Origin of the sequence: Nocardia shimofusensis NBRC 100134 (assembly GCF_001613125.1) — a bacterium.
Taxonomy (GTDB): Bacteria; Actinomycetota; Actinomycetes; order Mycobacteriales; family Mycobacteriaceae; genus Nocardia; species Nocardia shimofusensis.
The window spans coordinates 25,962-37,544 of the sequence record NZ_BDBT01000014.1; the positions used below are offsets into that span (position 1 = coordinate 25,962).

Annotated in this window: 11 protein-coding genes and 1 pseudogene; 5 read left to right on the forward strand and 7 right to left on the reverse strand. The window is 69.2% G+C overall.

Annotation, left to right across the window (positions count from 1 at the left end; translation table 11 throughout):
- Positions 1-65: 65 nt before the first annotated feature.
- A complete protein-coding gene (locus tag NS3_RS16855; protein WP_067860732.1) occupies positions 66-551 on the forward strand; it encodes a nitroreductase family deazaflavin-dependent oxidoreductase in 486 nt (161 codons plus the stop codon).
- 24 nt (positions 552-575) lie between these two features.
- Here NS3_RS16855 and NS3_RS16860 read toward each other — a convergent pair whose 3' ends face one another.
- The gene (locus NS3_RS16860; protein ID WP_067860735.1) at positions 576-938 is read right to left on the reverse strand and encodes an RBBP9/YdeN family alpha/beta hydrolase; all 363 of its coding nucleotides are present in this window, start codon (positions 936-938) and stop codon (positions 576-578) included.
- Positions 939-995: 57 nt separating this feature from the next.
- On the opposite strand from NS3_RS16860, the gene NS3_RS16865 reads away from it, so the two are divergent.
- The gene (locus tag NS3_RS16865) at positions 996-1,367 is read left to right on the forward strand and encodes a MerR family transcriptional regulator (RefSeq protein ID WP_067860737.1); all 372 of its coding nucleotides are present in this window, start codon (positions 996-998) and stop codon (positions 1,365-1,367) included.
- A 110-nt stretch (positions 1,368-1,477) separates the two neighbouring features.
- Here the strand turns inward: NS3_RS16865 and NS3_RS16870 are convergent, their stop codons facing one another.
- Entirely contained in the window at positions 1,478-2,653 is a 1,176-nt protein-coding gene (locus NS3_RS16870; protein ID WP_373865318.1) for a site-specific integrase, read from the reverse strand.
- A gap of 184 nt (positions 2,654-2,837) precedes the next feature.
- Positions 2,838-3,749 carry an LLM class F420-dependent oxidoreductase gene (locus NS3_RS16875; RefSeq protein ID WP_067860741.1) on the reverse strand — a complete coding sequence of 304 codons (912 nt, stop codon included), beginning with the start codon at positions 3,747-3,749 and terminating at the stop codon, positions 2,838-2,840.
- Between the two features lie 307 nt (positions 3,750-4,056).
- Here NS3_RS16875 and NS3_RS16880 point away from each other — a divergent pair.
- Positions 4,057-5,175 (forward strand): annotated as a pseudogene (locus NS3_RS16880) (methyltransferase); the annotation flags it as partial.
- Positions 5,176-5,238: 63 nt separating this feature from the next.
- On the opposite strand, the gene NS3_RS30095 reads toward NS3_RS16880, so the two are convergent.
- A complete protein-coding gene (locus tag NS3_RS30095; RefSeq protein ID WP_245649659.1) occupies positions 5,239-5,691 on the reverse strand; it encodes a hypothetical protein in 453 nt (150 codons plus the stop codon).
- A gap of 673 nt (positions 5,692-6,364) precedes the next feature.
- Between NS3_RS30095 and NS3_RS16885 the strand changes: the two genes are divergently transcribed.
- Positions 6,365-7,303 (forward strand): coiled-coil domain-containing protein, encoded by a 939-nt coding sequence (locus tag NS3_RS16885; protein ID WP_245649660.1) that lies wholly within the window; start codon positions 6,365-6,367, stop codon positions 7,301-7,303.
- Between the two features lie 28 nt (positions 7,304-7,331).
- Here NS3_RS16885 and NS3_RS16890 read toward each other — a convergent pair whose 3' ends face one another.
- Both NS3_RS16890 and NS3_RS16895 read right to left on the reverse strand, forming a co-directional pair.
- A complete protein-coding gene (locus tag NS3_RS16890; RefSeq protein ID WP_084495656.1) occupies positions 7,332-8,537 on the reverse strand; it encodes an FAD-dependent oxidoreductase in 1,206 nt (401 codons plus the stop codon).
- 170 nt (positions 8,538-8,707) lie between these two features.
- Positions 8,708-9,277 carry a GNAT family N-acetyltransferase gene (locus NS3_RS16895; RefSeq protein ID WP_067860745.1) on the reverse strand — a complete coding sequence of 190 codons (570 nt, stop codon included), beginning with the start codon at positions 9,275-9,277 and terminating at the stop codon, positions 8,708-8,710.
- 151 nt (positions 9,278-9,428) lie between these two features.
- Here NS3_RS16895 and NS3_RS16900 point away from each other — a divergent pair, with 151 nt between their 5' ends.
- Complete coding sequence (locus NS3_RS16900) at positions 9,429-10,043, forward strand: DUF308 domain-containing protein (RefSeq protein ID WP_067860747.1); 615 nt, start codon at positions 9,429-9,431, stop codon at positions 10,041-10,043.
- Here NS3_RS16900 and NS3_RS16905 read toward each other — a convergent pair.
- On the reverse strand, positions 10,037-11,533 hold the full coding sequence (locus NS3_RS16905; RefSeq protein WP_067860749.1) for a sugar transferase: 1,497 nt from the start codon (positions 11,531-11,533) through the stop codon (positions 10,037-10,039). The genes NS3_RS16900 and NS3_RS16905 overlap by 7 nt on opposite strands.
- Between the last annotated feature and the right edge of the window lie 50 nt (positions 11,534-11,583).

Consider the following 11,583-nt stretch of genomic DNA (forward strand, 5'->3'; position numbering starts at 1 on the left):
GGAGGATTCCCCGGTTGGCGGCGTGCGGCGCCCGGCGGCGGGGGTGATCGTGCCAAGATGGCGAGATGTCCGCGAACCCGTTGCCCAGGATCGCCCGGCGTCTTGCGCAGTGGCGGTGGGTGATGCGCACCGCGCCGGTGGTGATGTGGTTGGAACGCCTGCTGCGGCGGGTGAGCGGCGGCCGGATGGGCGTGCTCGACCTGGCCGGTCTGCCCGCGCTGGAGCTCACCGTGGCCGGCCGCAAGACCGGCATGCCGCGCACGACGGCGCTGCTGTACGTGCCGCTGGGCGCGGACTGTCTCGTCATCGGATCGAATTGGGGAAAGCCGACCCATCCGATGTGGTCGGCGAACCTGCGCGCTGCCGAGACCGCTGTCGTGCACCGGGGTGGTGAGCGGTTCCGTGTGCGGGTCGTGGAGGTGACTGGTCCGCGCCGGAAGGAACTGTGGGAGCACGCTGTGCGTGTCTGGCCCGGGTACGCGATGGAGTGCGAGCTGTCGGGTGGGCGGGAGTTCCGGATGTTCGAGTTGCGGCGCTCGGACGAGACCTGAGCCCGAGCGCCCTTGTGCCTGTCGTCAGCCGATCGCGTGGAGAACCTCGGGTAGTGCAGTGACGCCGTCGGAGGCGAGGAAGTGACCGGCGCCGGGGACGACGGATGCGGTGGTTCCGAGGAGTCCGGCCAGCCGGTCGGTGTGAGCGACGGGGACGAAGACGTCTGCGTCCGAACGCAGGAGCCTCAGCCGGTCGACGCGGTCGCGAAGACCGGTGATGTCACAGCCGTCCCCGATGTAGGGATCGAGTTCGGGGAGGGCGGGCACGGTGGCCGGGATGCCTTTCGCGTCGAGTCTTCCGGCGAGCCAGCCGAACCAGTGGTCGTCAGGGGTCGCGCTGTAGCCGTGGATGATCGAGGCGCGCTGCCGGGTTGTCGCTGTTGTCATGTCGGCAGAGGGTAGGGGTTCACGTCGGCGTGAAGGTCAAACCGGAGAGGAGTCGACATGCTGATCGGTGAGCTCGCGGAGCGGACCGGGGTAAGTGCGCGCGCGTTGCGCCACTATGAAGATCGCGGGCTGCTGCATCCGACCCGCGATGGTAACGGGTATCGGGTCTATGCCGAAGCCGACGTCGTCCGGGTGGCGCAGATCCAGGCGATGATCGCCGCCGGGTTGGGGTCCTCGATCATCGTGCGGTACCTCGAGTGCGCGCGCACCGGCGATCACGGGACTTCGCTGGAGATGTGCCCCGATCTGCGCGCGTCGCTGGACTCCGTCGCCAGGCGTTTGGACGCGCAGCAACGGGAGATCGGTGAGATGCGGCGTCGGCTGGACGGCTTGATCGACAGCAGTGGCGTCCACTCGGCTGCGCGGTGAACGGGTCGGTGGTCTCGGTCGACGACGCTGCGCGGGCACGGGTGCGCCGGGCCCCTTCAGTCGCGCACCGTGCAAGCCTGTCGGTGACGGCAGAAGGCCGTGTCCGCTGATCAGAGGCCGAGTTTGGTGACGGCGTTGTCCTGGAGCGGATCGGCGGTGCGGATGTAGCCGTGGACGGTGCGGGGGTTGGACCATCGGCCTTGGCGCATGATCTCGCGGTCGCTGGCGCCGCCGAGCGCGGCCTGGGTGGCGAAGCCGGCGCGTAGCGAGTGGCCGGAGAAGAGGGCGGGGTCGAGTCCGGCGCGGGCGGCGTAGCGTTTGACGAGTTCGGCGACGGCGCGGCCGGACATGGGGCGCTCGCCGATGCCGCCGTGGCGGGTGATGGTGGGGAGCAGGGGATCGTCGTCTCGTTCTGTGGGCAGGCCGGTGAAGCCGTGGCAGCGGTGGATGGCCTCGCCGTCGCGTGGGCGGGTGCAGAATTCTCGGACGGCGAGTGTTCCTCCGCGGTAGTGGTTTTCGAGCAGTCGTAGCCAGTCGGTGTAGGCGCAGACCGGGCAGGTGCGTGGGTGACGGCCGCGGGGGAGGGCGACGCGGTGTTCGGCGGCGCCGGTGGGGTCGGTTTTGGTGGCGGGGAGGTGGATGAGCAGCATCGGCTCGCCGGTGGTGTGGTCGGTGCGTACCACGATGTCGCCGATGCGTAGCCCGGCGAGTTCGCTGCGGCGGAGGGCGCCCGCGAAGCCGACGAGCAGGGCGAGGGCGTCGCGGCGTCGGGCGGGTTCGGTGGGCCAGCCGGGCTCGGGCAGGCCGTCGAGGAGTTGTTCGAGGGTGTGCAGCAGGACGGGGCGTTTCCTGGTGGGGGCGGTGCGCCTGGTGCGGCGGATGCCGCGCAGGGTCAGGCGCACGACGTCGGAGCGGGTGGGGGAGGCGAGGCCGTTGGCGGCGTGTACGGCGGCGATGGCGGCGGACTTGCGTTCGAGGGTGGCGGGGCTGAAGGCCCAGCCGCCGTCCTCGCGTTCGGCGTCGGCGGCGGCCGCGAGATAGACGGCGACGTCGAGCGGTTCGGCCGGTAGCGCCTGGCGGCCTTCGCCCGCGCACCACGCGGCCCACGCGATCCAGTCGCTGCGATAGGCCCGCAAGGTGTTCGGTGATTGCGATGCCTCGAGGTAGCGTCCCAGCGCGCCGGCCTGCCCGTCGTCGAACCGTTCCCGCACCTGGCGCAGTGCGGCGGCGTCGACGAGGACGCTGCCTACGCCGCGCCGTAGTTCGCCGCGTACGGATTCCGGCATCGCGACGACGACGGCCGCCTCTGTCGTCACCTGCTCTCCTTCACCGATCACCATCGCACGCAATGGGTTCGAGTGTATGGGGCGTGCGGCCCGCATCCCGGGTGCGTCCTCGACCGGCGTGGCGGACGCCGGTCGAGGACGTGGCAGCGCGAGCGGCGGCGGAACGCTGCGGCTCGGGCCGATGTCAGGACTTCAAGCTGGTGAGCAGCTTGCGGGTACGTCCCGCGGCTTCGCCGCCGTCGAAGACGATGCCGACGAATTCGGTGGCGCCCGCGTCGATTACCCCGCGAATACGTTCGGCGACCTGGTCTTCGGTGCCGACGATCGCCATGTCGGCGGGTCCGGCGACGCCCTCGCGGTCCATCATGGCGCGGTAGGACGGCAGTGTGCCGTACATCTTGAAGACCTTGCCCGCGCGTGCGCGTGCGGCGTCGGGTTCGTCGGTGACCAGGACCGGGAGGGCGCAGACGATGCGTGGGGCGGGCCGGCCGGCGGCGGTGGCGGCTTCGGTGATGGTGGGGGCGATGTGGTCGCGGATGGTGGTGGGGCCGGTCATCCAGAGGATGGTGCCCTCGGTGGCGCGTCCGGCCAGTTTCAGCATCTGTTCGCCGAGCGCGGCGACGAGGACGGGGACGTGGTCTTCGTTCGGCACGGTGAGCGCCAGGTTGGCGGTGACGGTTTCCCCGGTGAACGACACGGGGTTGCCCTCGAGCAGCGGGGTCAGCACCTCGAGGTATTCGCGCATGTGCCGGACGGGGCGGCCGAAGTCGTGGCCGTACATGTTCTCGATGACGATCTTGTGGGACAGGCCGATGCCCAGCGTCAGCCGGTCGGGTCCGACGGCGAGAGCGGTGCTGCGTGCCTGCTGCGCGAGCGCGCCGGGGTGGCGCGGGTAGGTGGGGACGACGGCGGTGCCGATGGGGATCTCGGGGACCCGGCTGCCCGCGATGGCGAGTGCGGTGAGTGCGTCGAGGCCGAACACGTGCGGCAGCCATGCCGAATCGAAGCCTTCGTCGGCGGCCTGGCGCAGTTCGTCGGTGAACAGGCGCAGGCTGTCGGGTCCGGCGTGTTCGTTCAGCAGGATTCCGATCCGCACGGCGTCTCCTTGTCGTCGTCCCGGTGGGGAGCTGATCTCGGTCTCTCCCGAAGCCTACGCGTAGACGGGTCGCCGCCGCGGCGGCGTCGGCTACCAGTGCTGGGTTGTGCGGTTGTTGGAATGGGTGTAGTGGAAGGGGTGCCTGCCGCTGGTTTTGGCCGCGGTGTCAGGACTGTGGGAGCCTGGTATGTCATCTCTGGGAAAGAGCTGGTCCTGATGTGCTCCGCGCCGTCGCGCGCGTCGTTGTTCCTGCTCCTCGTCGAAGTGATCATCACGTTTCCGCACGTTCGATCACGAGGAGTGCCCGGTGTCGAGGATTCACTGGACCGAGACGAACACGGCCCGTTGCGTCCGCTGGCATTCCGAGAGCGCCACGCAGCCGCCCAGGGTGGTGGTCGGCGCGGACGACCGTATGAAAGCCGACACCGCCTACCGTCTGGCCTGCGAAGGCACCGACATGTTGTGGCGGGGCGACTTCCACAACGCCCGTCAACTCCTGCAGGCACTCGGCCGCCGCGTCGACCGGAAATCCGTGGTCGGTGGCCGGAGCCCGGCCGAGTCCTTCCACCTGCATCGCCGGTCCCGCAATCACCGGGCGCGCGTGCTGGGCAGGATTCTCGTGCTGCTGGACGAAGAATATCGCTTGGACCTGCGCCGAGCTCCTGATGTCCGGCTGGCGTGCACCGAGGCGTACGGGCCGTCGTCGGAGCCGATGGCCGTCTCGCTCACCGAACTGCTCGGCGTGATCGGCGCGCACCAGTGGCGTGTCAAGGGTGTGCGGGTTCGAGATCTCGATGCGCGTATCCACCCGCACTACGGTGTGTTCTCCCCGGTCAGGGGCGAATACGTGGATCTCGTCGCCCAGGCGCCGCTGCCGGTTCAGTGGAGCCGGGATGTGCCACGCACCGCCTTCGACCTCGGCACGGGGACCGGAGTGCTTGCCGCCGTCCTGGCCCGTCGGGGCATCGACCATGTGGTCTCCACCGACATCAGCCCGCGCGCTCTGGCCTGTGCGCGCGAGAACATCCGCAGGCTCGGCCTCACCGAGCGCGTCGATGTCGTCGGCCCTGCCCTCTATCCCGGCGGCCGCGCGGACCTGGTCGTCTGCAACCCGCCCTGGATTCCCGCCCGGCCCACCTCCGCCGTGGAACAAGGTGTCTACGACCCGGACGGCGATATGCTGCGCGGCTTCCTGGACGGGCTCGGCGCTCACCTCGCGCCGGAAGGTGAAGGCTGGCTTGTTCTTTCGGACCTGGCCGAGCACTTGGGGCTCAGGACGCGTGGCGAGCTGCTGACCGCCATCGAGGCGGCGAACCTGCGCGTGGTGGGCAGGATCGACACCGTGCCGCGGCATCCGCGAGCGCGGGATTCCGCGGACCCGCTGCACACCGCCCGGGCGGCGGAAGTCACCTCGCTGTGGCGTCTGGCCGTCGATCGAGGCGGCGACGCCGGTCCCGTGCCCGGTTCGGGGCAGGCGTTTTCGGTGGGTTCAGCGCAGGCTGCCCCGCGACTTCATGGCCCGGCAGTAGACGGCGAATCCTGTGGTGAGGGCGAGGACTCCGAGGTCGAACAGTGCCAGTTGCGGGCCGAGGGTCTGCCAGCGGTCGCGGAATCCGAAGGTGAGCACATCGAGGATCAGCAGGCCCAGTAGTCCGGCGATCGAGGCCGAGACGGCCCATCGGTTGCGCAGGAGCAGCAGGATCGCGGCCAGGAGCGCGCTCCAGACGCCGACGGTCCAGAAGACGGCAGGGAGCAGCGGGTAGTCGGTGAAGTATTGGATCTGTTCGCTGTCGTAGTTCTGTGCGCGGAAGTAGGCGCTGTTCTCGCTCAGGGCCATGGTGTGGTCGTAGGCGCCGACACCGTAGAAGAAGACGGACGCGATGCCGACGCCCCAGAGATGCCAGGGGGTCGTGGAGCGGGTGTCGGGCGCTGTCTCGGTCATTCTCGCGCTTCCCTCCGGTCGCCTCGCCGCGCGAAAGGCGAGGTGGTGGTCCTCGGTGGCCATTCGGCCCGGCCGTCACCCAGTTGATTCTGCCTGGAGTGAGGACGTCTGCGTGGGACGCCGATTCCGGGGTGGCTGTGGTCTTTACAGGCGGGATCGGCGTGTTCGCGGAAGTAGCGCGGGCGGATTCGACAACGGGCGTCGCCTTTTCGGCTCTGACGGCTCGTTTGGCACTGCCGTACCACCGAACACAGTTTTTCGACCGGGATACGTCGCTTTCTGTTTCGTGTCACCAACGCAACGTAATGCCAACGGTATCGATCGTCGGCGGCCCGTCGGTCCGGCGAGTGCTACGCCGTCTTCCCGTCTGACCCCCGATAACGTTCACTTATCGGAGGTCAGGCATCGGGAGTCTCTTGATCGGCAACGGCGGGATGATTCCGTCGTAATACGTTGCAACCAACGAAAACAACGCTACGATTCACCGGTGTCCAGCGTGTGCAACTACCCCGGCTGTCATCGACCGATCACTCGCGGCGGCGGACCCGGTCGGCCATCGGAATACTGCGATCACCCCGACCACACCCGATGGCGTGCCTGGCGCGAGCGTCAACGACTCCAGCAGGAAGCTCAGGCGCCGGAGGCAACCGTCACTGTGACGCAACAGGGTCCGGTGACGATTGCGCGGCTGCGCGCCGACGAACTACTCACCCAGTTCCGGAATCTGGCCGACCAACTGAACGCCACGCTCGGTGCGGCGGTGGCGGAGTTGTCCACGCTCGCTGATCCATCCGTGGCCGAAGCGCAGGTGCAGGCCGTGCAGGCCGACGCCGCCCGACGGATCGCCGAAGCGGAGATGGCCGCCGCCGCGGCCGAGCAGGCGCGCAGGGCGGCCGACGAGGAACGGCGCGGCGCGATGGCCGCCGCCGATGACGCCGCGGCCGCTGCCGAGCGAGCCGAAGAGCTCGTCGCCGAGGCGAACTCGGCACGGGAAGAGGCCCTGCGGGAAGTCGAACAGGTGGTGGCGCGCACCTCCGAAGAGATCTTCGCCCTCCGCGGCGAGACCGAAGAGCAGATCAGGGCCGCGCGTCGGGACGCCGAGCGGGAGATCGAGCGGGTCAGGCAACAGGCCCAGCAGGACATCGAGGCCACGCGGGCGAAGGCTGCGGCCGAGACCGAACAGGTGCGCCGCGAAGCCGCCCAGCAGATCACCGCTGCGGCCGCCGAACGCGACCTGGCGGTGCAGCGCGCCGCCGACGCCGACCGCGCCGTCACCCGCGCCGAACAGATCGCCATCGAACGGCAGCAGTTGCTCGAGGAGAACCGCGCCGAAATGGCCCGTCTGCGAGGCGAACTCGATCGCGTGCGGGGTGACCTCGATCGAGTCCGCGCCGAAGCCGAACAGGCGCGCCGCGATGCCGAGGCCACGCTGACAGCCCAGCGCGCGGAGGCTGTGGAAGCCCTCGAACGCGCACGTGCCGAAGCGGCGCAACGGATCACCGCTCTCGACGACGCGCGTGCCCAGACTCTCGCCCGCGCCGAACGCGCCGAACGTCAGCTCGACGAGCTACTGGCGCAACGGCGCTCGGTCGGCACGGCTGATCCGGCCTGATCGGGGAGGGCGCGGCGGGGGCACCTGCCTAATTGTTGGCGCGTTGGATGGAGCGTCGGACCAGGCCGCGGATGCCGGGGAGTTGGATAGCGCGGAGCATGAGTTCGCCCGCCCAGACGTGCGCGCGTGACGGTGGGGCGAATCGGCTCATTCCTTTGCGGGCCAATGCCTGTCGTTTGCGGACTTCGGGACGCAACGACGTCTCCCAGGAGTCCAGTGCTGTGGAGATGTCGTCGCTGTGGGCTGCTATGGCGGCGCCGAGCCGGTCGGCGCCGTCGAGGGCGAGGGCCGCCCCGTAGCCGGCGAATACGGTGACGCACCAGGCTGCGTCGCCGAGCAGAACGACTCGGCCGCGACTCCAGCGGTCCATGACGACTTGGCCGACCGAGTCGAAGTAGGCGGCAGCAGGGTCGGCCTCGAGTTGGCGGAGGGCATCGGCGACGCCTCGGCCGAGATCTCCGAATGCTCGAGTGAGCGCGGTTGCGGGGCCGAGGGCCAGTTCCGCGTTCGGATCGGCGCTGCGGTAGGTGAAGAACGCCGAGGACCGACCCGGCCCCAGGTTCATCACCGCGGCTGTGCGCCGGGGTCCGAGGAAGGTCGTGCCGGCACCTTCCGGTACGTGCTCGGGAACCTGTTCGAGCGGGAATGCTCCTACCATGTGGCCCAGGTCCACCTGGTAGTCGGCCTCGGGGCCGAATACCAGTTCACGGATTCGGGAGTGCACGCCGTCGGCGCCGATGAGCAGGTCGGTTCGCAGGCAGGTGCCGTCGCTGAGGGTGGCGACGACTTCGTCGGCATCCTGGGTGACTGCCTGCACGGTGGTGCCGAAACGGATGTCGGCGAGATCGGCCACCGCGTGGTAGAGCGCCGACTCCAGATCGCCGCGGAACAGGCTCAGTGCCCGATTCCCGACAGCGGCTTGTGCGACGGCGGCCGGAATCGTGAACTTTTCCCGGCCGTCCGCGTGAACCAGGATCGAGGTGAAGAACCCGATGTCACGCGAAGCCAGCGTCGGTACCAGTCCGAGCCGCTCCGCGGCGTCGTATCCGGGTCCGTGCAGATTCACCAGATAGCCGCTGCTGCGCCGGGCTTGAGCACGCTCGACCACGACGACATCCCAACCGTGCTGGTGCATCCGCAGCGCAGCAGCCAGGCCGGCGATACCGGCGCCCACGACCACTACTCGCTTCATCTCTGTCCCGGCGGCACCCGGCGCCGCGTTCTCTCCAGCCATCACTGCCACTCCTGGATCGGTCCGTTGTCGGCGAGAGCAGGGCACTGCACTCTCACCTTATCGTCAACTAATAGTTGACGATGAGGGTGATCGTCAACCTACAGTTGACGAATGGCTCGTCAGGTACCACGTCCACGACGCCACACTGCGGCCTCGCCGGGTGGTGTGGGTCAGTCGGTGCGCAGGCGTGCGTGCATGTGCATGTCGTGGCGGCCGTCGTGGTGGCGGCCTGCCCCGCGCAGGGTTCCTTCCAGTAGGAACCCGCACTTGCCCGCGACTCGGCAGGAGGGTTCGTTGAGCACCGAGTGGGTGAGTTCGATGCGGTCGAAACCGATGTCGTCGAAGGCCCAGCGGGTCAGGATGTGGGCGGCGCGCGGCGCGACGGCCCGGCCGCGCCAGGCGGGCATCGTCCAGTAGGCCAGCTCGGTGACGCCTTCGGCGAGATCGGTGCGGCGCAGACCGATCCGGCCGGCCGGCTCGCCTTCGACGGTGACGGCCCACTGCCCTCGGCCGAGGGTCCAGGCCGAGCGCCAGTGGGGGATCCACTGGCGCACTTGCTCTATCGATTCGGCGGTGCGCACATGCCAGCGGCGGATCGCGGAGTCCTGGAACGCCTCGAAGACCGCGGGTGCGTCGGTGTCGGCCCAGGGGCGGAGCGCAAGGCCGTCCGCGCCGGTCAGTGTCGGTTGCGCGGTGGTGAACCTGGCGGGATCGATTGTCCCCGGCAAGAACTCGGGCATTTCGTCATTGTCCGCCCTCGGGATCGACGGCGCAGCCGAGTGCAGCGGTATGTCCCGTTGTGCGGGAATTGTTGCACCAGCGCGGATCAGGCGACGTGCCGGTGTCGCGAAGGTGCCGCCGGGTCGGCTCGCGCGCTTCTATCATGGTGTTATGCCTGATAACTATGGTGGAAGGCAGGTCGCGTCGCAGGTCCGCGGTGGGCGGGAGGCGATGCTGGTGCTCGGCGCCGCGTCCTTGGTGCTGGGGGTCGTGGTCGCGCTGTGGCCCGGTAAATCGATTCCTATGCTCGAGCTGCTGGTGGGTGGGTATCTGGCGCTGAGCGCGGGAGTTCAGGTGGTCCTCGCGGCGGGGGCGCGGTTCGCGTGGCCGTTGCGTGGGTTGCTGGTGATCAGCGCGGCGCTGACGGTGATGCTCGCGGTGGTGTGTGCGCAGGGCGGCAATTCGGTGCCGATGCTGTCGATGTGGCTGGGGATGGGGCTGACGTTCCGAGGGGTGAGTCAGGCGATGGTGTCGGTGTGGGACGACCAGCTGTCCGATCCGGGACGCCACGAATTGTCCGGGGTGGCGACGGCGGTGGTGGGCGTGGTGTTGCTGATCGTTCCGCTGGAATCGACGGCGGCGCTCGGCTGGGCGGGCGGGGCCGCGTTGATCGTGCTGGGGGCGGCGGAGTTCGCGCTCGCCGGTGTCGGGCGCGGCGAGACCAGGACGGCGTGGTCACGCCGCGGGTCGATGCAGTCCGCCGGGTGGCCGCGGCCGGTTCAGTAGGCTCCTTCGCCCTTGGCGACGGTGTGCAGGGTGCGGGTGATGATCGACAGATCCAGTGCCATCGACCAGTTCTCGACATAGGAGATGTCCAGCTCCACCGACTCCTCGGGGGAGAGGTTCGAGCGGCCGCTGACCTGCCACAGGCCGGTGATGCCGGGGCGCACCAGCAGCCGGCGGCGCATGATGCCGTCGTAGGAGTGCACTTCGCGGCGCACCTGTGGCCGGGGGCCGACCACGCTCATGTCGCGGCGCAGGACATTGAAGAACTGGGGCAGCTCGTCGAGGCTGTATTTGCGCAGGAACCGGCCGATGGGGGTCACGCGGGGGTCGTTCTTCAGTTTGAAGAACAGCGGGTTGCCGCCGTTGGCGCTGATCAGCGAGTCGGCCTTGCGGTCGGCGTGGGCGTACATGCTGCGGAACTTGATCATCTGGAACGGCTTGCCGTCCATGCCGATCCGTTCGGACAGGTAGAACACCGGGCCGTGGCTGGTGCATTTCACCGCGACGGCGATGGCCAGCAGCAGCGGGCAGATGAGTGTCACCACCAGTGTGGCGAAGCAGATGTCGAACACCGCTTTGCTCAGCGACAGCGCGCGGTCGTATTGGGGGCGTTCGATGTGCAGCATGGGCATGCCGCCGAGCAGTTGCGCGGACATGCGGGTGCCGGAGATGTCCATGACGCCGGGCGCGACGATCAGCTCCACGCCGAAGGAATCCAGATCCCAGGCCAGGCGGCGGATGTCGCGCGGACCGAGTCGGTCGGTGGCCATGACCACGACAGTGTCGGCTTCGGTGCGCCGCGCGGCGCGCAGCACCGACCGGTCGTCGCCGGCGACGGGGATCTCGCGTCCGGCGACGGTGAGGGTGGCCGGTTCGGCCGGGTCGGCGCCGGTGGAGGTGCACACCCCGACCACGTCGTAGCCGTAGTGGGGGTGGCGGGCCAGCGTGGTGGCGATGGCGGTGGCGGCGTCGGCGCCGCCGACGACGAGCACCGAGCGACGGTAGCGGCCGAGGGCGCGGTGGCGGGTGGTGTGGCCGCGCCACAACGCGCGGGTCAGTGCCAGGCCGAGCAGGCCGAGTGGCATGGCCACGAGGATGTAGTCGCGGACGGCGCCGAGATCGGTGACGACGGCGATGATGGCGGTGACGCCGAATGCTCGCAGGGTCGCGCCGGCCAGTCTGCGGTTTTCCTCGACGACGCCGGTGCGGTGGGAGCGAGAGTCGTTCCAGCCCAGGCCGATCGACCACGCCAGGGCGATCGCGACCGAGAGCGCGGTGTCGGCGACGGTGCGGTCGGGTGTCCAGGTCAGCAGGTTCGTGGGGCCGGTGCCGACGGTGACGAGTTGGGCGAGCAGCACCGCGGCGGTGACGACGAGGGTGTCGGTGGCGATGAGGCGGCGTAGATAGTTCGCGCGCCAGCGGTCACGCTCACCCGGACGGGAGAAATGCAGATCTACGGCACCGTTGGTGCCGGTGAGATCGAGGACCATCGAGAGAAATACCTAGCTTGAACCTTGAACCGTCGTATTCCAGCCCCCGA

Excerpts from the sequence above, each read along its gene's own strand:
- NS3_RS16900 (WP_067860747.1), top strand. The coding sequence starts at position 9,429 with ATGCCTGATAACTATGGTGGAAGGCAGGTCGCGTCGCAGGTCCGCGGT.
- NS3_RS16895 (WP_067860745.1), bottom strand. The coding sequence starts at position 9,277 with ATGCCCGAGTTCTTGCCGGGGACAATCGATCCCGCCAGGTTCACCACC.
- NS3_RS16860 (WP_067860735.1), bottom strand. The coding sequence starts at position 938 with ATGACAACAGCGACAACCCGGCAGCGCGCCTCGATCATCCACGGCTAC.
- NS3_RS16905 (WP_067860749.1), bottom strand. The coding sequence starts at position 11,533 with ATGGTCCTCGATCTCACCGGCACCAACGGTGCCGTAGATCTGCATTTC.
- NS3_RS16865 (WP_067860737.1), top strand. The coding sequence starts at position 996 with ATGCTGATCGGTGAGCTCGCGGAGCGGACCGGGGTAAGTGCGCGCGCG.
- NS3_RS30095 (WP_245649659.1), bottom strand. The coding sequence starts at position 5,691 with ATGACCGAGACAGCGCCCGACACCCGCTCCACGACCCCCTGGCATCTC.
- NS3_RS16870 (WP_373865318.1), bottom strand. The coding sequence starts at position 2,653 with ATGCCGGAATCCGTACGCGGCGAACTACGGCGCGGCGTAGGCAGCGTC.
- NS3_RS16890 (WP_084495656.1), bottom strand. The coding sequence starts at position 8,537 with ATGGCTGGAGAGAACGCGGCGCCGGGTGCCGCCGGGACAGAGATGAAG.
- NS3_RS16855 (WP_067860732.1), top strand. The coding sequence starts at position 66 with ATGTCCGCGAACCCGTTGCCCAGGATCGCCCGGCGTCTTGCGCAGTGG.